The following is a 23,852-nucleotide window of genomic DNA, read 5'->3' on the forward strand; positions in this document are numbered from 1 at the left end:
TGATCGCGCACGGAGGCCTCAGTCGCGCTCATCGCGTTTCGGCGCCCGAGAGGTGCGGACGCTCCGGAGGAGGCATGTGTCCCTCAGCCCCCTTCGCGCGCCCGCGCCTCGAACCCGCCAGAGCTCAGCGCCCGCTCGAAGAACGCGCACAGCTCCTCGTGCCGCGCCCGCGCGTCCGCGCGGCCGATCTCGATGAGCCGCCCCGCGAACTCCCCGTCGAACAGCAGATACGACAGGAAGTCGGCCTCGCGCTGCTCGTCCCCCTCGGCGAGGCGCCGCATCACGCGGCCGAGCACGCTCGTGGTCCGCGCGCGGAACGCCGGCGAGCGCACGAACTCCGCCGCCAGGCTGCCGATGTCCTTGGAGGCGCGGATGAGCAGCGACCGCAGCGGCCGGAGCGTGCGCCCCGGCGGGAGCCCGAGCTGCTCGTTCAGCGCGTCGACGAAGCCCTCCCCGTAGCGGCGCCGCCCCGCCTCCAGGATGCCGTTGATGCTCTCCAGGCGCGCCAGGTCGTTGTCGATCCGGTCGAGCATCAGCGCGTTCAGCGTCTTCCCGAGCAGGAAGAGCGGCCCGGGGAAGCCCGGCGCGTCGCGCTCGGTCGCGGCCGAGGCGGGCTCGATGTACCGCGGATTCACGACGATCACGGCGTCGGCCCCGAGGCGCCGCGCCGGCGAGAGCGGGACGTTCTGGCGCAGCCCGCCGTCGCAGTAGAGCTCGCCGTCGATGCTCACCGGGCGGAACAGGATGGGCAGCGCCGACGAGGCGAGGGCGTGCTCGGCGCGGATCGCGGTGGCGCGCGGGGAGATCGTCGGGTCGTGGCTCCAGGGCGGCAGGCCGGGCTCGCGGCGGTGGACGAAGACGACGGTGCGGCCGCTCTTGACCAGCGTCGTCGACACGGTGACGGCCGACAGCAGCCCTCGCTCGAGGTGGCCGTCGATCCGCTCGAAGGGGACGGCCTCCGCGATCTGCCGCTCGAGGCCCGACGTGTCGAGGAGCGAGGCGTGGCCGCCGCTCGCGGGCGCGCCCGCGGCGCCGCCGCGGAGCAGGTCGTGCCCGACGGCGAGCACGCCGCGCACGTCGAGGCGCACGAGGTCGTCGATGCGCAGGCGCGTCCACACCGCGGCGAGCCGCCGCGCTCGGCTCCGCGCCTCGTCCGCGAACGCGGCGAGCCCGCACACGTTGATGGCGCCGACGGAGGTGCCGCACAGGATGTCGAGCGGCGCCTCGCGGCCGAGGTCGCGCGAGACCTCCTCGAGGATGTGCTGCACGACGCCGACCTCGTAAGCGCCGCGAGCTGCGCCGCCGGCCAGGACGAGCGCGATCTTGGGGGCGCGGCCATACCGGGTCGAAGCGGGCGCGACGTTGGCCATGGTCGCAGAGTACCACGATCGCCCGCGCGACACCGACCCTGAAAAGCGCGCCTCGCGCGGCGCCATGCTACACACCCACGGTCGTGGCCGTGGCCATGGCGCGCACGCGCGCGGACGTGGCCATGGCGCGCACGCGCGCGGACACGGAGGCGCCCGATGACGGCAATCTACCTCGTCCTTGCCTACCTCCTCGGAGCGATCCCGACAGGCTACCTCTTTGCGCGGTTCGTCAAAGGGGTGGAGCTCCGCGCCATGGGCTCGGGGAACATCGGCGCCACGAACGTCCTTCGCGCGTTCGGCTGGAGGCCCGGGCTGGCCGTCCTGGCCGCGGACATGGCGAAGGGCGCGCTCGTCGCCGGTCCCCTCGCGTCATGGCTCTCCGCCGCGCCGGGCGGGTGGGTCGCGGCGGCCGGCGGCCTCGCCGCGGTGCTGGGCCACGACTACACCGTGTTCCTCGGGATGCGGGGCGGCAAGGGCGTCGCGACGTCCTGCGGTGTCCTGCTCGTGCTGGCGCCGCGGGCCACGCTCGTCACGCTCGCCGTCTTCGCGATCGTCGTGCGGGCGACCCGGATGGTCTCGGCCGGCTCCCTGGCCGGCGCGCTCGCCTTGCCGGCGCTCCTCTGGCTCCTCGGCGAGCGCGGCGCCCCGGTGCTGTGCCTCTCGCTCCTCCTCTGCGCCTTCATCTGGCTGAAGCACATCCCGAACCTGCGGCGGATCCTCGCGGGCACCGAGAGCACCCTCTCCTTCGGGAAGCGGCCCGACGGCGGCGCGAGCGCCGGCGCGCCCCGCGAGGGCGAGCGGCGCTGACGCCGCCGGCCGGCCGCGGCCGCGCGCGTCGCCAGCTCACTTGGTGATCGTCTTCGCGTAGATCACCGCGCCTTGCTTGTCGATGAACTCGAAGCGCAGCACGTTCTCCTCGAACTCCAGGTAAGCGAAGGCCTCGGTCTCGTCGTTATAGAAGAGCTGCCCGGGCTCGTTCGGGGCCGAGGCCAGCCACGGGCGGGTCTTCGAGCCGGCGCCGCTGACGGCGAAATAGGTGTCCGGGCAGAGCTCGTCGCGCCCCTTGTCGATGAGCTCGAGATTGTGGTCGTGGCCGCACATGTACATGTCGGCCCCGCAGTAGATCGCGCGCTGCATGGCGAACATCCCGTCCAGCCCGAGCTGCTGATTGTCGGCGGCGTGAGCGCCCGACGTGTAGCGGGGGTGATGGCCGAAGACGATCTTCCACCGGGCGTCCGAGGCGGCGACCCGCGCGCTCATGTCGACCGCTTGTTCATCGGAGGTGAAGTCGACGGTATCGATCCCGAAGAGATGGACGTGCCCGACGCGGACATCGTAATACGCAGCGGGCATGCGCCATTTGTCGGTCATGCGCGTTCCCGGCCCGTCGCCCAACGGCAGCAGCGAGTAATCGATCTGCGCCTGCCGCACGCCGCTGCTGCTGGGGCCGTGATCGTGGTTGCCGAGGACCGCGTAGAACGGGAGGCCGTTCAGGCCCGGTCGATCGTAGGGCTGCTCGAACTTCGGCCCCCATTGCGCGTCGCCGGTATCGAGCACGCCGTGATCGTAGAAGTTGTCGCCGTTCATCATCACGGCGTGACAGCCCCCCACCGCGAGGCACTTCTCGCTCATCCGATCGGCGACCTGGTTCTGCGCGAGGTTGCCCTCGCCGGTGTCGCCGATCGCGATGATCCTCACGACCCTGGACGGCTCGCCCACGGCGCCGTCGACCTCGGCGCCCCCGTCGACCTGGGAGCCCCCCTCGTCCGTGGCGCCGCTCGGCGCGCCACCGCTGCCCTCGCTGCTCGAGCGGCCGCCCGCTCCCTCCGGCGCGACGCCGACGGGGGGCGTCACGCTGTCCGCGACACCGCAGCCTGCGCCCGAGGCGACGGCCGGCAACGCGCAGAGGGCGAGGACCGCAAAAGACCGGAAAGCGCCGGAGAAACGACAGAAGTGTGCCATCGGCGCGCATTCTAGCCGGCGCCGTTTTCGCTTGACACCTGCAAGACGTCCATCTATCGAAGTTGAACATCACTTTCAATATCAACAACGGAGCCCCCGTGAGCCGAGAGATGCCCCCTGCCCCGAGCCCGTCCCCATGCGCAGCGCTCGCCGCTTTCCCCGGGTCCGACGCGCCCCAGGCGGGGCTCTCGTGAGCGCGCGCACGCCGCTCGCCGTGGATCCCCCGCGCCGGACCGATCCCGCGCGCCTCGCGGAGCCCGCGCGCGACGAGGGGTGGCCGCCGCCGCCGCACGATCCTCGCGAGCGCGAGCTCGCCCTGGTCGTCGCGGGCTGGGAGGTGCGCCTCTTCGTCGGGCGGAAGTTCGAGTACTTCGTCGCGCGCGGCTTCTGGCACCTCCAGCTCTGGCACCCGGAGGCGCGCGTCTCGGTGCTGACGCCCTCGCGGCTCACGCGCGGGCTCTACGAGGCGTACCCGATCGCGAACTGGAAGGCGCAGGCGCCCGACTACGACAAGCTCGTGACGCTCCTCGGCGGCCTGTTCGCGGCGAAGCTCCCGGACAAGGCCGCGGTGCTGCGCCTCGAGCGCGCGCTCGTCGACGAGGTCGTCCGCGGCGGCGGGGTGCCGTCGTGACGCGCCGGCCCCCGGGGGCGCGCGCGCTCGCGCGGCCTCGCGCCCCGCGCCGCGGGGAGGGCGCATGATCTCCGCGGCGGTCTCCAGGCACGCGGTGCTCTCGCTGGTCGGGCGCGCCGAGGCGCGGGTGCGCTTTCCGGACCTCGGCTTCGCCGACCCGTGGGCCGAGGCGATGCTGGCCTCGCTCGACGTGGACCCGGCGGGCTTCGACGCCCGCGCGCTCCGCACCTCGACCGTGCGCACCATGGCCGTCGATCGGCTCGTCCGCGACTACGTCGCGCGGAACCCGCTCGGCCTCGTCATCGCGCTCGACGCCGGGCTCTGCACGCGGTTCTCGCGCGTCGACAACGGGACGCTCCGCTGGGTGGAGCTCGATCCGCCCCACCTCGCCGAGTTCAAGTGCGCGCATCGCCTCGGCCACGCGTCGGACCGCCACGCCGTCGCGCGGTGCTGCTCGATCGCGTGCACGGGCTGGATGGACTGCCTCCGCGGCGCGGGCGACGTGCCGACGCTCCTCATCGCCGAGGGCGCCCTGGTCCGCCAGCCGCCCGAGGTCGTCGACGCCTTCCTCACGCGGGCCTCCGTGCGCCTCGCGCCGGGGACGGAGCTCATCCTCGATCACGAGGCGTCGCCACCGCTCCGGATCCCGCCGCGGTCGTGCGCCTGCTTGGAGCTCCCCTCGCTGGACGGCTCCGTGTCGCGCTATCCGCGGCTGCGCCCGTTCTGCGAGGGCGACGCCTCGACCGCGCTCGGGCGAGCGTTGCGCGACGCGAGCCGGATGCCTCGCCTGTACCAGCACGGAGGCGCGCCGCCCGTCCTCCACCTCCGCTTCGCGTGAGCCCGCCGAGCGCGACGGCGCTGCGCCCGAGCCGCGATGTGCCCGCCGGGGCCTGGATCACGAGCGATCCCGCGGCAGGACGCGCCTCCGGTCAGTACACGCGGAACTGCCCGCTCAGCGTGATCAGCGAGAGCAGGTGGAGCAGCCCCGGGTAGTAGCGCGGCAATCCGGTCGCCGGCTCGGCCGCCCACGCCGCCTCGATGTACTCGGCGCGATCCCTGGTCGTCGCGACGAGGCCGACGACGCCGTTCGTGACGACGAGCGCCGGGTCCCTGGCCTCGACCAGCACGCCGTCGAGCGTGTAGGCCCCGCCGTACCAGTCGATGCCCTGCCTCGAGAAGAACGCCAGCAGCCGGTTGGCCTCCTCCACCTGCCACGGGTCGACCCCGAACCAGATCTGGTCGAGCGCGAGGTTCAGCAGCGTGCGGTAGGACTCCGAATCGAAGTTCGCCGAGCCGGTCACCGGCGTGCCGTCGAAGTGGGCGCGCACCGGGATGAGCCCGGTGATCGGGTGCGCGGTCCGCCTCCAGTGCTCGCGCGCGCTCTCGGCGGCCTCGGACCAGAACGGGTCGCCCGTGGCCTGCGCCCAGAGCTCGTAGTAGGCCGGCATCTCGAGGGAGGGGCGGGTCGTGTCCGCGGCTTCGACGTTCGGGACGTCGAAGACGAGCTTCGTCTCCGGGTCGAAGGTGTTCGTCACGCCGTCATCGACGCCCCCGTTCAGCGTCTCCTTGTGCTGCATCACCTCGAGCAAGGCGATCGCCTCCGCTCCGTAGTCGATGGTCCCGGTGTCGCTCCCCCAGCGACCGTGGGCGAACAGCAGCGCCATCGCGAGCTGCTGGAGACCGAAGGGATCGGAGCAGAACACCGGCTTCTCGCTCCACGGCACGTCGCAGAACGACACGAAATAGCCCTGCTTGGGGCCGGACGTGTGCTCGTGCCATTCCTTGGCGTATCTCCAGAGCCGATCGAACTCGTCCCGCTTGTTGAGCTGGACGGTGATCATCATCCCGAAGCCCATGCCCTCGGTGCGCACCTGCAAGTGCAGGGTGTCAAAGATGTAAGCCCGATCGGCGTCGTAGGCGTCCGGGTAGAAGATGGCTTCGTTGTACCTATCGCCGTAGAAGAGCTGCTGGAAGGTCGCGTTGATCTTCGCCGCGATCTCTTCGTCCGACTTGCCCAGCACGTCGCTGAGCGCGTTGGGGTACTCCTGTGGGCCGGTCAGCGGGCGGAGCTCGTCGCTCCTCATCCGGTCGTGGCCGAGCCAGTCCACCGTGTTCCCGCACGCGGGCAGCGCGCAGAGCGCCAACGAGCCACAGGCAATGCCCGATGCTGCGCGGAACAAGCGGAGGAGGACGGGACAGCGCATGACCCGGAGTTTAATCGTTCACATAGCGTCGTACCCTGGAAGCGAGCACGCTGTTCGGATGTCGTTGTAGAAACGCCTTCGCGCGCTGCGACGCGGCGTCGAGCCGGCCGCTCTTCGCGAGCGCGTCGATCCGAAGGACCTCGGCCTCGAGCCCGAGGCGGCCGCGCGGGTGCTCCTTGGAGTAGGCGTCCAGGAGCGTGAGCGCGCCCTGCGCGTTCCCGCTCGCCAGCGTCGAGCGCGCCGCGTCCAGCGCGCTGAGCTCCGCCTTGAGGGCCGCGCTCGAGGAGGCGGGCTTCGGGTCGACCCTGGAGGCCGCGCCGCCGCTGCTGCCGGCGCGCACCGGGGCGGGGATCTCCTCCGGCTCGGCCTCCGCCGGCGGCGCGGGCGCCGGCGCCGCCACGGGCGCCGGGCGCGCCGCGGCCCGCTCGACCGGACCCGCGAGCGCGCCGCCGAAGCGGTGGACCGCGACGAGCTCCGGCGCCTGATACCCGCGCCAGGCGAGGTAGCCGGCGGGGATGCCGGCCAGCACGCCCACCGTCGAGAGCGCGACGAGGATCTTCGTCCAGCCGAGCTTCACGGCGACCGACGAGGACGCGACGGCCGTCCCCGCCGCGGAGACCGCGGCGGGCGCTGCGACGCTGGCCGAGAGCGCGGCGGCGCCGGCGATCCCCAGCGCGGCCAGCGTCTTCGCGCGCGTCTCCGGTGAAGTCTGGTACGACGCGCCGGCGCTCAGCAGCGCGCGCTCGAGCGGGCTGTCGCTCTCTTCCAGCAGGCGGCGTGGTTCGCTCATCGTCTCACCTCGCTCGTCGAAACGAGCTCGAGCGCTCGGACGCGCTCTCGAAAATCGGCCCTGGCCCTTCGTAGCCGAGAGGCCACGGTACCCTGCGGGATCCCCAGCACGCCGGCGATCTCCACCATGCTCATCTCCTCGAATTCGTACAGCACGAACACGGTCCGCAGGTCCGACTCCATCTCGTCGAGGACCTGGTCTAGCATCTGCCGCGCGTGCTTCTGGCTGGTAAGCTGCTCCGGTGTCGCAGCGTCCACGACCTCCGGCGGCTCGGCCGCCGGGAACTCCCGCCGACGCGCAGCGCTGCGTCGCGCGTGGGCTGCCACATGAAGCGCGGTCTGGAGAAGGAAGCTCTTCTCCGCCCCCGGCCGGACGTCGTCCAGCCGCTGGGCTGCGGCGATGAAGGTGCGCTGCACCGCATCGTCGATCTCGGCGGCCGGGGTCCCCGCGTTGCGGAGCACCCGCCCGATGAAGTCGAGATGGGCGTCCACCATCCGGCGCAGTCGCGCGTCTCGCTGTCTCAAGCTCTCTGCCGAAGGCTTCACGTTCGCCGGCTCCAGGTCAGATAAAGCAGGCGATGTCATGACCTCGACGACCATGTTTCCGCTCAGCGGGAGGCGAGGCCTGAGACCCGTGGACTCGAGTTCCGAAGGAGCGACGTCCGGCAGCAGCGAGCGCGGACCAGGTGCCCCAGCTTGCGAGGGGCAGCCTCCGCGACGCGCTGCTTCCAGATGACGTCCATGTCCCATAATTCCCAGGCTGCATCGAAGTGATCACGGAAGTCCAGCCTCAGAAACTGTGCACGATCCCGACGCCCGCCAGCGGCGAAATCACAGGAGTTTCGCCCACGATTTCCGCCGGCAGGGAAATGGTGAAGCTCCGACGAACGAGCGGCACGCCGGCCCCCACTTCGATCTCGATGGCGGTGCCCCCGCCGAGCGGCACGGCGGCGCGCGCGAGGGCCCCGGCGCTCCACCACGATCGCACGGCGGAGCGCGGGTGCGACACGTCTTCCGCCGTCGCCGTGAACCAGCCGCCGGTGACCACGACACACGGCTCTGCGCTGAGGACATCGGCGATCTGCCAGCGGAGGGGGCAGGCGGTGAGGGCAGCGGCCGCCCAGTGTATCAACGCGTTGTCGGTGCCCTGCAGGATATCGTTTCGGGCGTAGTTCAGCGAGAGCCCGAGCGAAGGGCTCAGCGCGCCGTCCGTGTGCGCGGTCGCGCGGGCGACGAGCGCGCCGCCCAGGCTCGCGTAGGGAGAGACGACCTGCGTCACCAGGAGCTGCGCGCCGACCCCGAACGTGATCGGCGGCCACGGGCGCGGGGCCGCGGGCGGCGGCTGGACCGGCCGCGGCGGGAGCGGCGCAGGCGGCGGGGGCGGCGGCAGGGGCGCGGTCTCCTCGGCCGCCTCGTCGAGCGCCAGCGCCGCGGTGAGCGAGAGCGCCTGGACCACGACCTCGCACGAGGTCGCGTCGACGGTGCGCGTGTCCGTCTCGCCGCGCTCGTGGATCACACGGAGCTCGCCGTGGACCCCGGACCCGCCGCGCGTCAGCCGGACGCGGAGGCCCCAGCCGCCCTCCCCGTCCTCCGCCTTCCGCACGCGATCCGAGCGGGCGTGGATGGCTTCGTAGAGATCGTCGACCGTCGCGCAGTCGGCCGGCGCGTCGAAGTCGACGCGGATGGGGATCGGCGTCGGCGCCGCGGTGGCCGAGGACCAGCCGAGGACGACGAGCTCGATGAACGAGATGCCGTCACCGGAAGCCACGGGCCCGAAGGTGCCACGAACCGCTCACGAACCGCCAGAAGCTCATGCGCTCCTCGCCGGGGTCGTGCAAAAATCCACTCGTCCGCGCGTCGCGCCGCGCGGCGGTGGGGGTGACCGGGCTGGCGCCGTGAGCTACCTCATCGTGCGAGCGTGCGATCACGCGCGCGCTCCCCCGAGTCGCTCGAGCACCTCGCGCAGCGAGCCGAGCTCCGCGTCCGCGCCGGTGAAGTCCGACGCCGCGGTGAGCGGCGACGGGACGACCCAGCACGTCAGGCCCGCCGCCTTGGCCGACCGGAGCCCGCGCTCGGAGTCCTCGATGACGAGCACGTCGCGCGCGGCGAGCCCCAGCCGCTCGCAGGCGACCCGGTACGGCTCGGGATCCGGCTTTGCGCGCGCGTACTGCTCCCGCGTGAGCGCGAACTCGAACCACCGGAGGAGCCCCGTCGCCGCGTGCGCGCGGTGGAACGGCTCGGGCTTGCTGCTCGTGACGATGGCCATGCGAAAGCGCGCGGCGAGCGCGGAGACGACCTCGCGCACCCCCGGCAACAGGGGATCTCCGCGCGCGATGAGCTCGAGGTACCGGCGATCCCGCTCGTCGGCCAGCCGCCGCACCCCCGCCTCGTCGACGCCGCGCGCGCTGCAGAGGTGCCAGGCGCCGCGCGCCTCGACGAGGAACAGCTGACGGTAGTCCTCGGCGGTGAGCTCGACGCCGACCGACGCGATCGTCTCGCGCGTCGCCTGGAAGTAGAGCCCTTCCGTGTCGACGAGGACGCCGTCGTTGTCCCAGAGGATCGCCTTGAACACGCGGGGCGTTCCTAGCGCCGCCCCTCCATGCCGGCAAGAGAGGGCCGCGGAGCGCGCGCGTCACCCCTCGATGAGCTGCCGCTCGGCGAGGGCGCGGCGGCGGGCGAGGGCGAAGGCGGGCAGGATCACGGCGCCCGTGGCGAGGACGATGAGCGGCGGGATGAGGTAGAGAATTCCGCCCGGCAAGAGGCTCGCGAGCGCCGCGTAGCCGAGCGCGCGGACCGCGCCCCGGGGCGCGCCGGCGGCGAGATCGGGCGTCGACGCCGCGTGGATCTCCCGCGCGTGGCGGAACGCGAGGTACGCGACGACGGCGTGCACGTGGCCCACGAGGACCAGGGAGAGGCGCACCCATCCGTCGAAGTCCTCGACCAGCTCGCTCCACGTCGCAAACCAGCCGCCGAGGCAGCAGTAGATCGCGAAGTGCAGCGTGAGCGGCGCGAGCACCACGGCGCCGGCGAGGGGGAGCGCGACGCTGCGGCGCTCCTCGGCGTCGATCATGCCGCGCACGCACGCCTCGGGCGCCGCGGCCTCGAGCCTCGCGCGATCCGCGTGCACGTCGCCGCTCTGCTGGATCTCGCGGGAGAGCGCCCGCCGGAGCCTCCCGTCGGCGAGCTCCCGGCCCACGACGTAGGCGAGCGCGGACGTCGCCCACGCGGCGAGGAGCGTGATCGTGGCGGCGCCGTCGTCGAGGACGCCGAGGAGGGGGGGCGCGCCCGCGGCCATGGCCACCAGGACCGCGCCGCCGAGGGCGACCTGGCCGGCCAGCGACCGGGCGGCGCGGCGGGCGTAGAGGCGACGGAGGTGCTCCGGGATGGCGTCGACCTGATCGCGGTGGCGCGCGAGGAGCGATTCGATATGTAACCGCGCGACGTCCTCATCGTTCCGGTACGTGGCTCTCATGACAGGCTCCCCTCGGGCCCGGTGAACGCCGGCAGACCACGGCGGTTTCCCGGTGCCCTTCGCTCGGGCGGTTCAGCAAGCCCGGTGCCGGTTTGAAAGCCCTGGTTTTTGGCGACTTTCAGGACCGGAGGCCCCGCCGTCGCCCAGCCGGTAGGCGGCCGGTGTCCACGGCGTGGACACCGCCGCCGCGGCGCTTCGTCCGGAGAAAGCAGGCGACCATGCTGAAGGGATCGCCGTATTCCGACCGTCCTGCCTATCCGCGGGCGGCGGAGGCGACGAGGCGGCAAGCCGGCGAGACGACGAGGCGGCGAGACGACGAGGCGGCGAGGCGGCGAGGCGGCGAGACGGCGAGACGTGAACGATCGCGAAGTACAAAGTTCGTGACTCCGCCACCGGAGTTGGTGCTAGCCTCGCTCAAGGTGGACTTTTAACAACGCATCCACCGAGGCGGTGCTCCCATGGGTGACAAATCTCCGAAGGCCAAAGAGCGACAGAAGAAGCAGGACGCGGCGGAGAAGAACCAGAAGAAGGTAGCCGCGACCGCCAAGGCGTCGCCTGCTCCGGCCGCGCCTGCCAAGAAGAGCAAGTAGTCGGGCCGAGAGGCGCCGCGCTCAGCGCCCTTCACGCCCCGTCTCGACAAAGCCCCCACTCAACCAGAGCCCCTCCTTCCTCCCGCGGCCGCGGGTGTTCCGGACGCATAGCGCGCCATCGCGGGCAAGCACCGGCCCTACGATGTCGCTCTCCACCCCATCTCTCCTCGATCGCAGAGGGCCCTCGACGCAGCTCCTCCGCGCGACCAGCCGCCCTGTGCTCTCGGCCTCTCCGCCTTCGCGTCGAGTCGCGTCGAGTCGCTCTCTCCGCTGCGCGCTCGGGCCGTCGCGCCTGGGCCACGCCCGCGCGCCGGCCGGATTTCCTCCGCCGGGCCTCTTCCTGGCGAGGCGACCTCGCGCTATGAGGCTCGAGCCGTGCGACCCACTCTGCTCCAGGCCGTCGCGCCGCCGCTCGCCGCGCTCGTGCTCTTGCTCGCGCTCTGGGAGGTGGTCGCCCGCGCGCTCGGCATCCCCGCCTACCTCCTGCCGCCGCCCTCGGACGTGGCCCGCGCGGGCGCAGCGGACGCCGCCACCCTGCTCGCCGGCGCCGCCACCACCGCGAAGGCCGCGCTCGCCGGCTTCTGCCTCAGCGCCGCGGTCGGCGTGCTCTCCGCCATCGCGCTCGCCTCGTCGCGCGCGCTCGAGAGGGCGCTCTATCCCTATACCGTCTTCCTGCAGACCGTCCCGATCGTCGCCATCGCCCCGCTGCTCGTGCTCTGGTGCGGCCCCGGCCTGCGCGCGGTCGCGGTCTCGGCGTTCATCGTCTCCGTGTTCCCGGTGATCGCGAACACGCTCACCGGCCTGCGCTCCGTCGAGCCCGCGCTGCGCGATCTCTTCCGGCTCTACGGCGCCCGCCGCTTCGCCATGCTCCGCAAGCTCGAGCTCCCCTCGGCGCTGCCCCACATCGTGACCGGGCTCCGGATCGCGGCGGGCCTCGCCGTCATCGGCGCCATCGTCGGGGAGTTCGTCGCCGGCTTCTCGGAGGACGCCGCCGGCCTCGGCATCCTGGTCCTCTCCGCCTACCGCCAGCTGCGCACGGATCTGCTCTTCGCCGCCGTGCTGCTCGCCTCCGCGCTCGGCCTCGCGCTCTTCGGCGCCGTCGACCTCGCCGGCAAGCGGCTCTTGCGGCGCTGGCATCCTTCGGAGATCAATCGCTGATGCACTCCCGTGACAGCCGCCGGCTGGCCCTCCAGCGCCTCGCCTCCCTCGTCGCCGTCCCCCTCTTCGCCCCCGCCTGCTCGCGCTCGTCGTCGCCCGAAGGCGACGGCCGCTCGCCGGCCCCCTCCGCTCAGGGGAGCGCGCCCGCCGCGCCCGCCGCGCCCGCCGCGCCCGCCCAGGGCGCGTCGGCCGCGCCTGCTCAGGCCGCGCCGGCCGCGAAGGTCAAGCTCGCGCTCAACTGGGTCCCGGAGCCCGAGTTCGGCGGCTTCTACGCGGCGCGCGAGTCGGGCGCGTTCGCGAAGGAGGGGCTCGAGGTCGAGATCCTCGGCGGCGGCGCCGGCGTGCCGGTCGTCCAGATGGTGGCCGGCGGGCAGGTGGACTTCGGCCTCTCCGGCGCCGACGAGGTGCTCACCGCCCGCGCACGCGGGGCGGACGTGCTCCCCCTCTTCGCCGTGTTCCAGACCTCGCCGCAGGCCATCATGACCCACGAGAGCCGCGGCGCGAAGGGCATCGCCGACATCCTCTCGTCGGGCGGCACGCTCGCCATCGAGCCGGGGCTGCCTTACGCCGCGTACCTCAAGAAGAAGTACGGCTTCAACAAGGTGAAGGTCGTGCCGTACGACGGCGGCGTCGCCCGCTTCGTCGCCGACAAGGACTTCTCGCAGCAGTGCTTCATCACCGCCGAGCCGATCGCGGCCAAGCGCAAGGGGAGCGATCCCGCCGCGTTCCTCGTCGCCAGCGAGGGGTTCAACCCGTACGTGGTGGTCGTGATCACGCGCGCGGCGCTCTGGAAGGAGAACCCGGAGCGCGTCCGCGCGTTCATCCGCGCCACGCGGGAGGGTTGGCGCAGCTACCTGCACGATCCGACGCGCGCCAACGAGGTCATGGCCAAGCTGAACACGTCGATGGACGCGGAGACCTTCGTCGCCGCCGCGGAGGCGCAGCGGCCGCTCATCGAGACCCCCGAGACCAAGGAGAAGGGCCTCGGCGTGATGACCCGCGAGCGCTGGGAGACGCTCGCGAAGCAGCTCGCCGACCTCGGCGTGCTGGAGAAGGCGCCGCCGATCGACGACCTGCTCGTCGCCGCGCTCTGATCGACGCGGCAGGCGCGCCTCCCGCGCGGCGCGAGGCGAGATCTCGGCGCGCGACTTCGTCTAGAATGCGGCGCGCGCGCGTCGCGCCCCCACGGCGCCGCCGCGCCACAACGCAAGGGAAACACCGCCCTCCATGGCTTCCACGCATCGACCTCGGGCCAGCCGGCTCCCGTTCGCCTCGCTGCCCCTCGCGGCGGCGTACGTGCCCGCCGCTGTCGCCGTCGCCGCCGCCGTCGCCTCCGGCGCGTGCGGCAAGGAGTTCACGGCGCGCCCGCCCGACGCGTCGACGAGCTCGAGCACCGGCGGCGGCAGCGGCGGCAGCGGCGGCAGCGGCGGCGGGTGCCCGGGCGGGGGCGAGGTGTGCGGCGACACGTGCGTCGACACGAGGACGGACGCGGAGCACTGCGGCGCGTGCGATGTCGTGTGCTCGCCCTTCGGCGGCTCGCCGAGCTGCAACGACGGCGTCTGCCAGTCGCCGGCGTGCGAGGAGGACCGCGGCGACTGCGACAAGGACCCCGAGAACGGCTGCGAGGAGGACCTCCTCACGAGCCTCGCGCACTGCGGCAGCTGCGACAAGCCGTGCAGCGGCCAGTGCGTGCGGGGCGCCTGCGTCGTGCCGAAGCACATCTCGGCCGGCACCGATTACACCTGCGCGGCGCTCAGCGACGGCTCGGTCTGGTGCTGGGGCAGGAACACCTGGGGCAACCTCGGGGACGGCACGCAGCAGCAGGATCGGCCGATCCCGAGGCAGGTCGTCGGCCTCGGCGGCGAGGCCGCCACGGTCGCGACGAGCATCTCGTCGGCGCGCTCGCACACCTGCGCGGTGCTGACCGACGGCGCCGTGGCGTGCTGGGGCGCAGGCAACAGCGGGCAGCTCGGCGACGGCGAGGCGATGAACGCCCTCTCCCCCGTGCGCGCGAAGGAGCTCGCGGGCGCGACCCAGGTCGCCGTCGGCGGGAGCCACACCTGCGCGGTCACGACGTCGCACGATCTCTGGTGCTGGGGCGAGGGCAGCTCCGGTCAGCTCGGGTACGGGGACGAGGCCGATCAGTTCGAGCCCACCGTGGTCCTCGACGACGTGGCCTCGGTGAGCGCCGGCCTCTCGCACACCTGCGCGGGCATGATCGAGCGGATGGGCGAGCGTCGGATGAGCTGCTGGGGCCACAACGAGAGCGGTCAGCTCGGCTCCGGCAACTTCCAGCCGTCGAGCGTCCCCGTGACCATCCCCGGCCTCACCAGCGTCGCGATCACGGCCGCGGGCGCCTTGCACACGTGCGCCGCGCCGGCGACCGGCGTGGCCTCCTGCTGGGGCGAGGGCGCGCAGTTCCGCCTCGGGACAGGCACCGTGAACGTCGAGGCGGCGCCGCGCGAGATCCCGGACCTCGCGGGCGTGATCCGCCTCTCGCTCGGCGCGAGGCACTCCGGCGCGGTGCTGGCCGACGGAAGGGCGCTGCTGTGGGGCGACAACACGAAGGGGCAGCTCGGCAACGGGACGCAGGACCCGGCCTTCACCCCGCAGCCGCTCGAGCTGACCGACGTGATCGAGCTGGCCCTCGGGGCGGACCACAGCTGCGCGCTCAGGCGCACGGGCGAGATGCGCTGCTGGGGAGACAACCGGAACGGCGAGCTGGGCGACGGGACCAACGAGCCGCGGCTCGTGCCGACGGTCGTCAAGTGGCCGTCGCGGCCGTAGGGGCGGGCTCCGGACGAATCCGGCGAACGCCATGTCACAACCGGGCCCCCCCTCTCGTCTTGCCGCCGAGCCCCGGGCATCGGGGCGGGAGGCACTCATGGACGAGAGGAAGCAAGGCGGGACGAAGGTCTCCGGCCGCGCCCGGGTCGTGGTGATCGGGGGCGGGTACGCGGGCGTGGCGGCGGCGCTGCGGATCGCCGGCAAGGCGGCGCGCCGCCGCGTGCCGGTCTCGGTCGCGCTGGTGAACCCGTCGCCGCTCTTCGTCGAGCGGATCCGGCTGCACGAGCTCGCCGCCGGCAAGGCGCCGCGCCGGATCGAGCTCGCGCGGCTCCTCGGGGCGCGGGGGATCGAGCTCGTGCTCGGCCGCGCCCGCACGATCGACGCGGCGGCGCGCGCGGTCGAGGTGGAGCTCGGAGGCGGCGGCGACGCCGGGGCGGAGACGCGGCGGCTCGGCTACGACGCGCTCGTGTACGCGCCCGGCAGCGGGGCGGCGCAGGAGATCGTGCCCGGCGGCGGCGAGCACGCGCTCTCCGTGGCGGACGCCGCGAGCGCGCGCGCGCTCCACGAGCGCCTGCGCGCGGCGCCGCCCGGCGGCAGGGTGGTCGTGGTGGGCGGCGGGCTCACGGCGATCGAGACCGCGGCGGAGATCGCCGAGGCGTTCCCCGCGCTCCGCGTCGCGCTCGCGACGCGCGGGCGCGTCGGCGAGGGCCTGTCGGTCGGCGGGCGCGCGTACGTCGGCCGCGCGCTCCGCGAGCTCGGCGTCGCGCTCCGCGAGGGCGTGCGCGCGGTCGCCGTCGACGCGAGCGGCCTCGCCGTCGCCGCGGAGGCGGGCGGCGCCGGCGCGGCCGAGCGCCTGGCCGCCGACATCGTCGTCCTCGCCGCGGGCTTCCGGCCGGCGGCGCTCGCCGAGAGCTCCGGGCTCGCCACCGTGGCCGGCGGGCGGCTCGCCGTCGACCGGTGGCTCCGCGCGCCCGCGCACCCGGAGATCTGGGGCGCGGGCGACGCCGCGGCCGTGCTCGACGGCGACGGCGCGCCGCTGCGCATGGGCTGCGCCACCGCCATGCCGCAGGCGGCGTACGCGGCGGACAGCGTCGTCGCCGCGCTCGCCGGCGACGCGCCGCCGCCGCCGTTCCGCTTCGCGTTCTTCATCCAGTGCATCAGCCTCGGCCGGCGGCGCGGGCTCATCCAGCGGGTCGATCCCCGGGACAGGCCGCTCGATCGGGTGATCACCGGCCGCCTGGGCGCGTGGGTGAAGGAGCTCGTCTGCCGCTCCACGATCGTGGCGATCCGCCTCGAGGGGCTCCGCGCCGGCGGTCACGGCTCGCCCGGTCAGGCGCCGCGGCCGCGGGGCGCGCCGTCGCTCGGCAGCGCCGCGGCCGGCGAGCGGCTCCCGTCCGGTGCCGCCACATGAGCGCCGCCGCGGGCGTGAGCGCCGAGTGCTTCACGGCGCACCGGCGCTCCCTCTTCGGCCTCGCCTACCGGATGCTCGGCAGCGCGGCCGAGGCCGAGGACGTGGTCCAGGAGGCGTACCTGCGCGCGCGGGCCGCCGGGGAGGTGCCCGAGGCGCCGGGGCCGTACCTCGCCACGATCGTGACGCGCCTCTGCCTGGACGTTCTGAAGTCGGCGCGCGCGCGGCGCGAGGCGTATGTCGGGCCGTGGCTGCCCGAGCCCGTGCCGACCGGCGATCTGCTCGACGTCGGCGGGGCCGCGGCGGGCTACCCGGGCGAGGGCGCCGGCGCGGAGAGCCCGGCGGCGCGCATGGATCGGGTCGAGTCGATCTCGATGGCGTTCCTCGTGGTCCTCGAGAGCCTGTCGCCGCTCGAGCGCGCCGCGCTGATCCTGCGCGACGTGTTCGACTGGGAGTTCGACGCCCTCGCCGGGGCGCTCGGCCGCTCGCCTGCGGCGTGCCGGCAGCTCGTGCACCGGGCGCGCGAGCACGTGGCCGCGCGCCAGCCGCGGTTCCGCGCCACGGAGGCGGAGCGGCGGCGCCTGTTCGAGGCGTTCCTCGACGCGGCGGCGCGCGGCGACGCGGGCGCCCTCGCCGCGATGCTCGCCGAGGGCGCGAGCGTGACCCCGGACTCCGGCGGCAAGGCCAGCGCCGCGCGCCGGGTGCTGAGCGGCCGCGATCGCATCACGCGCTACGTCATCGGCCTGTGGCGGAAGGGCGCCGGCGCGATCGTCACCCGCGTCGCGTCGGTCAACGGCGCGCCCGCCCTCCTCGTTTACGAGGGCGCGCGGCTCGCGACCGCCGTCGGCCTCGACGCCTCGCCGGCCGGCATCGACGCGATCTGGCTCATGCGCAATCCCGACAAGCTGGCCCGGCTCGAGGCCGCGCTCCCGCTGCTCCCGTCGCGCGGCCTGCCCGACGCGCGCGCGTGACGCGCGCATGACAGACGCCGGCGCCTCGCGCCGAGCCCGCGCCGACGAAACAGTGCTCGGCGCGGGTTCAATGCCAATCCGACGGCAACTAACGGCAACCAACGGCAATCTAACGGCAATCCAGCGGCATCGGTAACAGGACGACATCCGCCTGTTACACACACGTGTCAGCACGTGGGGACACGTGGTTCAGCGGGGGCGCAAAAAACATGAATGCGGAAGTGCGCAGACGCATTCATAATAAAGACTATAAACTAACCGCGTCGCGCCGCCGGCCTCGCCGAGAGTGCCGAGAGTGCCGAGAGTGCCGAGACTTCAGAGACCAAAGAAAATTATCTCGACAGCCGATTGGCTTATCGGCATATACTCCAGCCATCATGGACGCGTCTTCGTCCTGACGAGGCCGGGCCGATCGCACCTTGGCTTCTCGATCGCGTTCATCAGCGTCTCGTTCGAGCGTTCACTTCGACAACCCCGGTCCGTGAGCCACGGACCCAGGAGGGATCATGTCGCATTGTATGCAGTCAAAACTATCCCGCTCCAGCAAAACGGGGCTTGTTTGCGGCGCGCTGTCGCTCCTCTCCGTCACATCGGCGCTGGTCTCGGATCCGGCCTGGGCGATGGCGGCGTGGCACGGAGAGATCAAGCCGTTCGCGACGTTCCCGACGCCTCCCGGGTTCCCTGAGGGGATCGCGGTCGATGGCAATCGGGTCTTCGTGTCTGGTCCGGCGACGTTCGGCACCGCGGGATCGGGTCCGTCGAAGATCGTCGTTTACGACAGGGACAGCAAGATCCTGAAGAGCACGATCACGGTGGCCGGCGAGGCGCTCGACGCGGAGCATGCGCTCAGCTGCATCGCGGTCGACGGCCCGGGCCGCGTTTACGCGCTCAGCACGCAGCTCGGGCTGCTGCGCTTCAGGAAGACTGGACATCAATATGTCCAGGAGAGCTACGGCGATCCGCTGCCGGATCTCCCGTCGTGCGCGACGGCCTCGCCGGGAGAGGCGTGCTCGCCGGTGCCCTTCGAGACGCCGCCGATCCCGAACGACATCGTCTTCGACGAGGACGGCTACGCCTACGTGACCGACTCGCTCCAGGCGACGATCTTCCGCTACGCGCCCGGGGGCGGTGCGCCGGAGATCTGGTTCCAGAGCGCGGCGCTCGTCGGAGGGGGCCCCCAGCCGTTCGGCGTCAACGGGATCAGGCTCGATCCGCTGCGGGAGCACATCTATTTCGCGGTCACCTTCTCCCTTTCGGATCCGAGCCTCGGGTCCATCTACCGGCTCCCCCTCGTCGACGCGCCCGAGGAGGCCGATCTGGAGCTGGTCCACGACTACGCCGCTGGCGAGGCGCCCGACGGGATCGCGTTCGGCAAGTCGGGGAAGCTCTATGTCACGCTCGCCGCGGCCAACGCGATCTCGGTGCTCGACGAGGACGGGGACGAGGTGTCGCGCATCGAGAGCTCGCCCTGGGACGAGGTGCCGCTCGACGCGCCCGCCAACGTCGCCTTCAACGACCCGGCGAAGACGCTGCTCATCGTGAACCACGCGCTCCTCACCGGGAACCCCGACAACTTCGGGGTGCTGAGGGTCTGGGTCGGCGACAAGGGAGATCCGCTGGAGAAGCCGTGGCTGCCGTGAGGCGAGGCGGGTAGCCCGCGCGCGGGCCGCCCCGCGGAGCGGGGCTCGCCGCGCCTCAGGCGAGCCCGCCGCGACGGCGCACGATCCAGTGCGCGCCGAGGGCCGCGGCCGCCGCGAGCGTCCAGGCCCACGGGGGCAGGAGCGGCGCGACGTGGCGCTCGGCCGCCACCTGCGTCGCGGCCGGCAGCGGCAGCGAGCCGGCGTCCGGCGGGAGCACCGACGCGCCGCCCGTGGCCTTCGCGATCTCCTCCAGGCGGGCGACGTCGGGGCGCGGATCCGCCCACTCGTCGCCGCCGCGCTCGCACGCGAAATCGCGCCGCGTGGTCGCGCCCTTCGCGTCGCCCGCGCCCTCCGCCGGGACGATCTCCACGGTGGCCGCGTAGCCGCCGGGATCGAGGCGGCCGGCCGCGAGCTCGACCGGCTCGCCGCCCTCGCCGATCCGCGCGCTCAGCGTCCGCACGACCGCGCCGCTGCCGAGGCGGGCGATCGTCACCTTGGCCTCGCCCCGCTGCCCGGCGAGCGGGCGCAGGACGAGAGTCGTCTCCTCGCCCGCGAGGCAGCCGCCGCGCGGCTCGATCGCGGCGGGCTCGAAGCGGGGGTCGCGCATGAGCCAGCCGAGCAACGCGTCCCAGAACGCGCCGTGCGCGCGGCCGGCGGAGCTCGAGGCGAACGCGCTGAAGAGCAGGCGGTGGCTGCCGTCGAGCGTCAGCGCGATCGTCCGGCCGCTCTCGTGCTCGCCCAGCGAGAGCACCGGCATCGGCGCGCCCGAGGCCGTCGTGCGGGTCGGGTGGGTCATCAGCACCGTCGCCCCGGGGAGCGGGTCGCCGACCACGTTGGTCCCCGGCATCTCGGGCATCTCGTCGCCGATCAGCGCGAGCAGCGGCGCGAGCACCGGCGCCGCGCGGCCCGCGGCGGTGATGCGCGGCACGAAGGCGCCGAGATCCACGCCGGGCGCGCTGCCGATGTCGAGATCGACCGGCAGCACGCGGGCGAGCCGCGTGCGCGCGTAGTTGCCCGGCACGAAGGCGTTCGGGCCGCCCACCATGATGAGCCCCCCGCCCTTGTCGACGTACTGGGCCAGCGCCGGCAGGTGCTTGGTCAGGCCGTACGGCTTGGCGTCGAAGTCCTGCAGGACGACCGCGTCGAAGCTCGACAGGTGCACGCTGAAGAGCTCGTCCACCGGGAAAGGGATGAGCGCGAGCTCGTCCGAGGACGCGTTCACCTCGTCGCCCGGGGTGCGCAGGATGAAGAACGCCACGACGTCGACCGAGGCGTCGGCCTTGAGCCACATCCGGAGCGCGCGCACGTCGTACGTCGGCCGGCCTGCCACGTGGAGCACCCGGATGCGATCGCGCGCGACGTCGAGCGTGACGTAGCGGACGTCGTTCTCGGGGAGCGCGTCGCCGTCCGGCGCGTCGATCGCGACCTCCAGGATGCGCGTGCCGGCGCGATCGAGCGTCACGCCGAGCTCGACCGTGCCGACGCCCCCCTCGTCGACGTGCGCCGTGCCCGTCGCGAGCGTCGTGGGCGCGCCCTGCTCGCGGAGCTCGCGCGCGACGACGGGGACCGCGTCGCACGCGAGGCCGCCGCTGCAGCCGATGTCGATGCGCAGCGAGAGCGGCTGGTGGGCGACGGCGGCGCCGGAGGTCCGGACCGCGCGCACGCTGGCGTCGCGCGGGGACTCGGTCGCCGCCGCGACCGTGTGCACCGGGACGCCGAGCCCCTCCAGCGCGGCGCGCGTCGCCGCGGCGGTGTCCTCGGGGCCGGGGCGGTCGAGGCGGCCATCCGAGACGACGACGAACGCCGACGGCCGCTCGTCGGCGGCGCGGGCGAGCGCCTCGAGCGCGGCGCTGAGGTCCGAGCGGCGCTGCGGCCGGCCTCGCGCGGGCGGCGCGGCCGGAGCGGCCGGAGCGGCGGGCGCCGCCGCGCCTGCGTCCGCGCGCGGCGCCGGCGCCGGCGCGGGGCCGCCGCCATCGCCGGCCTGCCCGTCGGCCGGCAGCGGCGCCCCCTCGCCGAACAGGTAGCGGGAGAGCCGGACGTCGGCGCGCTTCCCGAGCTCCGCGAGCGCTCGCTCGGCGCTGTCGCGGCGGGTCCCCGCGATGCCGGGCAGGTCCATGGACCGGGAGCCGTCGACCAGCACCACGACCTTCGGGCCGACGAGGCTCCCGCGCGACGTGACCGCGACCGGGCGGAGGATGGCGGCGAGCAGGCAGAGCACGGCGATCGCGCCCGTGAGCGCCGTGGCGAGCGCCGCGCCGCGGAGGCCGCCCGACCCCGCCGCGGTCCGGCCCCGCGCGCGGACGAGCTCGAGCACGAGCAGCCCGAAGCTCAGCGCGGCGACGACGCAGGCGACGGCGACGACCGACGAGGAGAGATCGCCCGAGGGCGCGAGGCTCTGGGTCACGGCCGCTCCGGGAGCGAGGGAGCGAGAGCGGGTGAGGAGGGAGGCCCGCTGGGTGCGCCGGCGGCGTGGGAGCGCGACAGCGCGAGCAGCGAGTCGAGGGCGCGCGACACGGGCGGAGCCTAGTACATCGGGCCGGGGTGTCCCAGCCCGGCGCTCACATCGACGCCGGGCGCCCCAGCGCAGCGCCATCTCTGCGACCTGAGAGGCAACCTGAAACGACCCAAAGCAACCTTGCAACGCCGGAGATGCCCCGCGTAGGCTCGAAGCTGGCCGATGATGCGCGAAGATCTGAGCGAGGCTGGGCGGCTTAGAGAAGAGAACGCAGAGCTCCGCGCGCGCGTCGCGGCGCTGGAGAAGGCGCTGGCAGAGCGATCCGACGGGCGCGCGCCGGACGGAACAGCGCTGGACGGCGCGGCGTCGAACGGCGCGGCGCTGGACGGCGCGGCGTCGAACGGCGCGGCGCTGGACGGCGCGGCGAGCGCGGGCGACGACGCCGCGCTCGACGGCTCGCCCACGGCGGTGCCGGCGGTGATCTACTGGCGCCCGGATGGCACGGTGACGCACTGGAACGATGGCGCCGAGCGCCTCTTCGGGTGGAGCGCGCACGAGGCCCTCGGCCGCAGGCTGGCCGACCTCGTCGCCGCGGATCCCGTGTCCCCCGCCGCGGTGCGGGCGTTCGATTCCCCGCGGGCGGAGAGCCGGTTCGCCGCGGCCTCGAGCGAGGCCAGGACGAGAGAGGGGCACGCGCTCCTCTGCAGGTGGACCTACGCCGTGCTGCGCGACGACCGGGGCGACGCGCGCGAGATCGCCGCGATCGTCGACGACACGGGCGACCAGCGACGGAGGGAGCGGACGGTGCACGGGCGCTACCAGATGCTCCTCCAGCTCGTGGACAACGCGCGCAGCTTCATCTTCGTCAAGGACATCGCGGGACGCTACGTCTTCGCCAACCGCGCCTACGCGCAGGCCCAGCCCGTGGAGAAGCACGTCATCGAGCTCATCGGCAGGCACGACAGGGAGGCGCTGTTCCCCGGTATCGCGGAGGCGCTCGAGGCGAAGGAACGAGAGGTGATGGCCGGCGGGCGGGTCATGCAGTTCGAAGAGGCCCTGCAGACCGTGAACGGTCTGCTCCACTATTTCACGGTCAAATTCCCGCTCCACGACGAGCGCGGCGAGCCGATCGGCCTCGGCGGCATCGTCACCGAGATCACGTCCCTGCGGCGCGCGGAGGCCGACAGGGCCGCGCTGCAGGAGGAGATCATCGCCGCGCAGCAGGCCGCCCTGCGGGAGCTGTCGACGCCGCTCATCCCGCTCGCCGACGGGGTGGTGGCGATGCCGCTGGTCGGGACGATCGACACCGGGCGCGCGGAGCAGATCATGGAGACGTTGCTCTCCGGCATCAGCAGCCAGGGCGCCCACACCGCGATCCTCGACATCACCGGCGTGCGCGCGGTCGACACGCACGTCGCGGACGCGCTGACGCGGACCGCGCGCGCGGCCCAGCTGCTCGGCACCCGCGTGGTGCTCACGGGCGTCCGCCCCGAGGTGGCGCAGACGCTGGTCACCCTCGGCGTGGACCTCTCCGGGATCACCACGCTGAGCACCTTGCAGAGCGGCATCGCGCACGCCATGCGCCACGCCCGGCGGTGACGGCGACCGCCTCGACCGACAGGCCGGTGAGCCGGGCGACGGTGGAGCGGTCGCGCCCGTCAGCCAGCGCGCCGGTCCGCGACGCGGCGGGATCAACCCGACCGGTTGAAAACGAGGAGCCAGGGAGGTCGCGACCAACGCCGGCGCTCGTCCGCGAGGCTCCGGTGAGGTCGTGACCTATCGCGGAGGATAAAATTATACCTGGAAGCAGGTCCCAACCCAAAGAATTGTATTTTATTATACAATTTGAGCGATCGCGACCCCGCCGTGGGCTCCCCTGGAGGCGTCGTGGTCGGTCGGGACCTCGCGGGCGGCATCGGCGCGACGGGGCGCGACGGTCCGAACCTCTCACGGAGTCCGCTCGTGAATCACCCCGACCGCATCGTCCAGGCTCAGCCCTGCTGCGTGAGGTACCGCAGGAGCGCGGCCTCGTCGCTCGTGACCAGCCGCCTGACGCCGTCCTGCCTCGCATAGCGCTGGGCCTGCATCGCGCCGACGACCGTCTGCACGAGCACGCCGATCCTGCGGAAGCCCCGGAACCACCGCGGCCGGAGGCGGGTGATGGCGGCCTCGAACTCGGGATCGTTCCGGCCAGGACCGGCGCGGATGTCGAGGAGGAGGGAGTACCGCGGACGGTCCAGCCCATCCATGTAATCGACGACCGCGCCCATCCTGGTATCGAGCTCCTCGAGCGAGGCGAACGGCTTGCTGCTGCGCACGTTCCAGATGATGCCCAGCTGCGCGTCGACCAGGATCGCGTAGTAGTCGTTCTGCCAGACCAGCTTCGGCGCGGGGACGAGGCGGTCCGACATACCG

The 23,852-nt window shown here is 73.4% G+C and carries 21 protein-coding genes; 11 read left to right on the forward strand and 10 right to left on the reverse strand.

What is annotated here, in order from left to right:
- Positions 1–83: 83 nt before the first annotated feature.
- Positions 84–1,370, reverse strand: coding sequence for a patatin-like phospholipase family protein (locus tag WMF33_RS33170; protein WP_437332389.1), 1,287 nt, complete (start codon positions 1,368–1,370; stop codon positions 84–86).
- A 156-nt stretch (positions 1,371–1,526) separates the two neighbouring features.
- Between WMF33_RS33170 and plsY the strand changes: the two genes are divergently transcribed.
- Positions 1,527–2,177, forward strand: a complete 651-nt coding sequence (gene plsY / locus WMF33_RS33175; protein WP_437332390.1) for a glycerol-3-phosphate 1-O-acyltransferase PlsY — start codon at positions 1,527–1,529, stop codon at positions 2,175–2,177.
- Positions 2,178–2,213: 36 nt separating this feature from the next.
- Here plsY and WMF33_RS33180 read toward each other — a convergent pair whose 3' ends face one another.
- Positions 2,214–3,332: a metallophosphoesterase gene (locus WMF33_RS33180; RefSeq protein WP_437332391.1), complete on the reverse strand. Its 1,119-nt coding sequence runs from the start codon at positions 3,330–3,332 to the stop codon at positions 2,214–2,216.
- 190 nt (positions 3,333–3,522) lie between these two features.
- Between WMF33_RS33180 and WMF33_RS33185 the strand changes: the two genes are divergently transcribed.
- Positions 3,523–3,963, forward strand: a complete 441-nt coding sequence (locus WMF33_RS33185) for a hypothetical protein (RefSeq protein WP_437332392.1) — start codon at positions 3,523–3,525, stop codon at positions 3,961–3,963.
- A gap of 64 nt (positions 3,964–4,027) precedes the next feature.
- A complete protein-coding gene (locus WMF33_RS33190; protein WP_437332393.1) occupies positions 4,028–4,801 on the forward strand; it encodes a class I SAM-dependent methyltransferase in 774 nt (257 codons plus the stop codon).
- Positions 4,802–4,892: 91 nt separating this feature from the next.
- On the opposite strand, the gene WMF33_RS33195 is transcribed toward WMF33_RS33190, so the two are convergent.
- From WMF33_RS33195 to WMF33_RS33220, 6 genes are all read right to left on the reverse strand, one after another.
- Positions 4,893–6,167, reverse strand: coding sequence for a glycosyl hydrolase family 8 (locus WMF33_RS33195; protein ID WP_437332394.1), 1,275 nt, complete (start codon positions 6,165–6,167; stop codon positions 4,893–4,895).
- Between the two features lie 10 nt (positions 6,168–6,177).
- Complete coding sequence (locus tag WMF33_RS33200) at positions 6,178–6,957, reverse strand: hypothetical protein (RefSeq protein ID WP_437332395.1); 780 nt, start codon at positions 6,955–6,957, stop codon at positions 6,178–6,180.
- Entirely contained in the window at positions 6,954–7,556 is a 603-nt protein-coding gene (locus WMF33_RS33205) for an RNA polymerase sigma factor (RefSeq protein WP_061624392.1), read from the reverse strand. The genes WMF33_RS33200 and WMF33_RS33205 overlap by 4 nt, the downstream gene beginning before the upstream one ends.
- A 190-nt stretch (positions 7,557–7,746) precedes the next feature.
- Entirely contained in the window at positions 7,747–8,724 is a 978-nt protein-coding gene (locus tag WMF33_RS33210) for a hypothetical protein (RefSeq protein WP_437332396.1), read from the reverse strand.
- A gap of 156 nt (positions 8,725–8,880) precedes the next feature.
- Positions 8,881–9,528, reverse strand: a complete 648-nt coding sequence (locus WMF33_RS33215; protein ID WP_061624390.1) for an HAD family hydrolase — start codon at positions 9,526–9,528, stop codon at positions 8,881–8,883.
- Between the two features lie 60 nt (positions 9,529–9,588).
- Positions 9,589–10,251, reverse strand: coding sequence for a hypothetical protein (locus WMF33_RS33220; RefSeq protein WP_437332397.1), 663 nt, complete (start codon positions 10,249–10,251; stop codon positions 9,589–9,591).
- Positions 10,252–10,886: 635 nt separating this feature from the next.
- On the opposite strand from WMF33_RS33220, the gene WMF33_RS33225 reads away from it, so the two are divergent.
- The 7 genes from WMF33_RS33225 to WMF33_RS33255 all read left to right on the forward strand — a co-directional run bounded on the left by WMF33_RS33225 (position 10,887) and on the right by WMF33_RS33255 (position 18,982).
- Positions 10,887–11,018, forward strand: a complete 132-nt coding sequence (locus WMF33_RS33225; RefSeq protein ID WP_257792738.1) for a hypothetical protein — start codon at positions 10,887–10,889, stop codon at positions 11,016–11,018.
- Positions 11,019–11,393: 375 nt separating this feature from the next.
- The gene (locus WMF33_RS33230) at positions 11,394–12,176 is read left to right on the forward strand and encodes an ABC transporter permease (RefSeq protein WP_437332398.1); all 783 of its coding nucleotides are present in this window, start codon (positions 11,394–11,396) and stop codon (positions 12,174–12,176) included.
- On the forward strand, positions 12,176–13,270 hold the full coding sequence (locus WMF33_RS33235; RefSeq protein ID WP_437332399.1) for an ABC transporter substrate-binding protein: 1,095 nt from the start codon (positions 12,176–12,178) through the stop codon (positions 13,268–13,270). Before WMF33_RS33230 ends, WMF33_RS33235 begins: the two co-directional genes overlap by 1 nt.
- 133 nt (positions 13,271–13,403) lie before the next feature.
- Complete coding sequence (locus WMF33_RS33240) at positions 13,404–14,963, forward strand: hypothetical protein (RefSeq protein WP_437332400.1); 1,560 nt, start codon at positions 13,404–13,406, stop codon at positions 14,961–14,963.
- A gap of 97 nt (positions 14,964–15,060) precedes the next feature.
- On the forward strand, positions 15,061–16,374 hold the full coding sequence (locus tag WMF33_RS33245; RefSeq protein WP_437332401.1) for an NAD(P)/FAD-dependent oxidoreductase: 1,314 nt from the start codon (positions 15,061–15,063) through the stop codon (positions 16,372–16,374).
- A complete protein-coding gene (gene sigJ, locus WMF33_RS33250; protein WP_437332402.1) occupies positions 16,371–17,342 on the forward strand; it encodes an RNA polymerase sigma factor SigJ in 972 nt (323 codons plus the stop codon). Before WMF33_RS33245 ends, sigJ begins: the two co-directional genes overlap by 4 nt.
- A 518-nt stretch (positions 17,343–17,860) precedes the next feature.
- The gene (locus WMF33_RS33255) at positions 17,861–18,982 is read left to right on the forward strand and encodes an SMP-30/gluconolactonase/LRE family protein (RefSeq protein ID WP_437332403.1); all 1,122 of its coding nucleotides are present in this window, start codon (positions 17,861–17,863) and stop codon (positions 18,980–18,982) included.
- A 55-nt stretch (positions 18,983–19,037) separates the two neighbouring features.
- Here WMF33_RS33255 and WMF33_RS33260 read toward each other — a convergent pair whose 3' ends face one another.
- Positions 19,038–21,386 (reverse strand): glutamine amidotransferase, encoded by a 2,349-nt coding sequence (locus tag WMF33_RS33260; protein ID WP_437332404.1) that lies wholly within the window; start codon positions 21,384–21,386, stop codon positions 19,038–19,040.
- 273 nt (positions 21,387–21,659) lie between these two features.
- Between WMF33_RS33260 and WMF33_RS33265 the strand changes: the two genes are divergently transcribed.
- Positions 21,660–23,036: a PAS domain-containing protein gene (locus tag WMF33_RS33265; protein ID WP_437332405.1), complete on the forward strand. Its 1,377-nt coding sequence runs from the start codon at positions 21,660–21,662 to the stop codon at positions 23,034–23,036.
- 392 nt (positions 23,037–23,428) lie between these two features.
- Here WMF33_RS33265 and WMF33_RS33270 read toward each other — a convergent pair whose 3' ends face one another.
- A complete protein-coding gene (locus WMF33_RS33270) occupies positions 23,429–23,848 on the reverse strand; it encodes a hypothetical protein (RefSeq protein WP_437332406.1) in 420 nt (139 codons plus the stop codon).
- Positions 23,849–23,852: the final 4 nt, after the last annotated feature.

Origin of the sequence: Sorangium sp. So ce394 (assembly GCF_051474665.1) — a bacterium.
GTDB classification, from domain to species: Bacteria; Myxococcota_A; Polyangia; order Polyangiales; family Polyangiaceae; genus Sorangium; species Sorangium cellulosum_D.

Coding starts and splice junctions, on each gene's coding strand:
- WMF33_RS33225 (WP_257792738.1), top strand. CDS start 10,887: ATGGGTGACAAATCTCCGAAGGCCAAAGAGCGACAGAAGAAGCAGGAC.
- WMF33_RS33170 (WP_437332389.1), bottom strand. CDS start 1,370: ATGGCCAACGTCGCGCCCGCTTCGACCCGGTATGGCCGCGCCCCCAAG.
- WMF33_RS33240 (WP_437332400.1), top strand. CDS start 13,404: ATGGCTTCCACGCATCGACCTCGGGCCAGCCGGCTCCCGTTCGCCTCG.
- WMF33_RS33180 (WP_437332391.1), bottom strand. CDS start 3,332: ATGGCACACTTCTGTCGTTTCTCCGGCGCTTTCCGGTCTTTTGCGGTC.
- WMF33_RS33265 (WP_437332405.1), top strand. CDS start 21,660: ATGATGCGCGAAGATCTGAGCGAGGCTGGGCGGCTTAGAGAAGAGAAC.
- WMF33_RS33190 (WP_437332393.1), top strand. CDS start 4,028: ATGATCTCCGCGGCGGTCTCCAGGCACGCGGTGCTCTCGCTGGTCGGG.
- WMF33_RS33245 (WP_437332401.1), top strand. CDS start 15,061: ATGGACGAGAGGAAGCAAGGCGGGACGAAGGTCTCCGGCCGCGCCCGG.
- WMF33_RS33270 (WP_437332406.1), bottom strand. CDS start 23,848: ATGTCGGACCGCCTCGTCCCCGCGCCGAAGCTGGTCTGGCAGAACGAC.
- WMF33_RS33205 (WP_061624392.1), bottom strand. CDS start 7,556: ATGGTCGTCGAGGTCATGACATCGCCTGCTTTATCTGACCTGGAGCCG.
- sigJ (WP_437332402.1), top strand. CDS start 16,371: ATGAGCGCCGCCGCGGGCGTGAGCGCCGAGTGCTTCACGGCGCACCGG.
- WMF33_RS33200 (WP_437332395.1), bottom strand. CDS start 6,957: ATGAGCGAACCACGCCGCCTGCTGGAAGAGAGCGACAGCCCGCTCGAG.
- WMF33_RS33255 (WP_437332403.1), top strand. CDS start 17,861: ATGCAGTCAAAACTATCCCGCTCCAGCAAAACGGGGCTTGTTTGCGGC.
- plsY (WP_437332390.1), top strand. CDS start 1,527: ATGACGGCAATCTACCTCGTCCTTGCCTACCTCCTCGGAGCGATCCCG.
- WMF33_RS33220 (WP_437332397.1), bottom strand. CDS start 10,251: ATGGCCGCGGGCGCGCCCCCCCTCCTCGGCGTCCTCGACGACGGCGCC.
- WMF33_RS33195 (WP_437332394.1), bottom strand. CDS start 6,167: ATGCGCTGTCCCGTCCTCCTCCGCTTGTTCCGCGCAGCATCGGGCATT.
- WMF33_RS33235 (WP_437332399.1), top strand. CDS start 12,176: ATGCACTCCCGTGACAGCCGCCGGCTGGCCCTCCAGCGCCTCGCCTCC.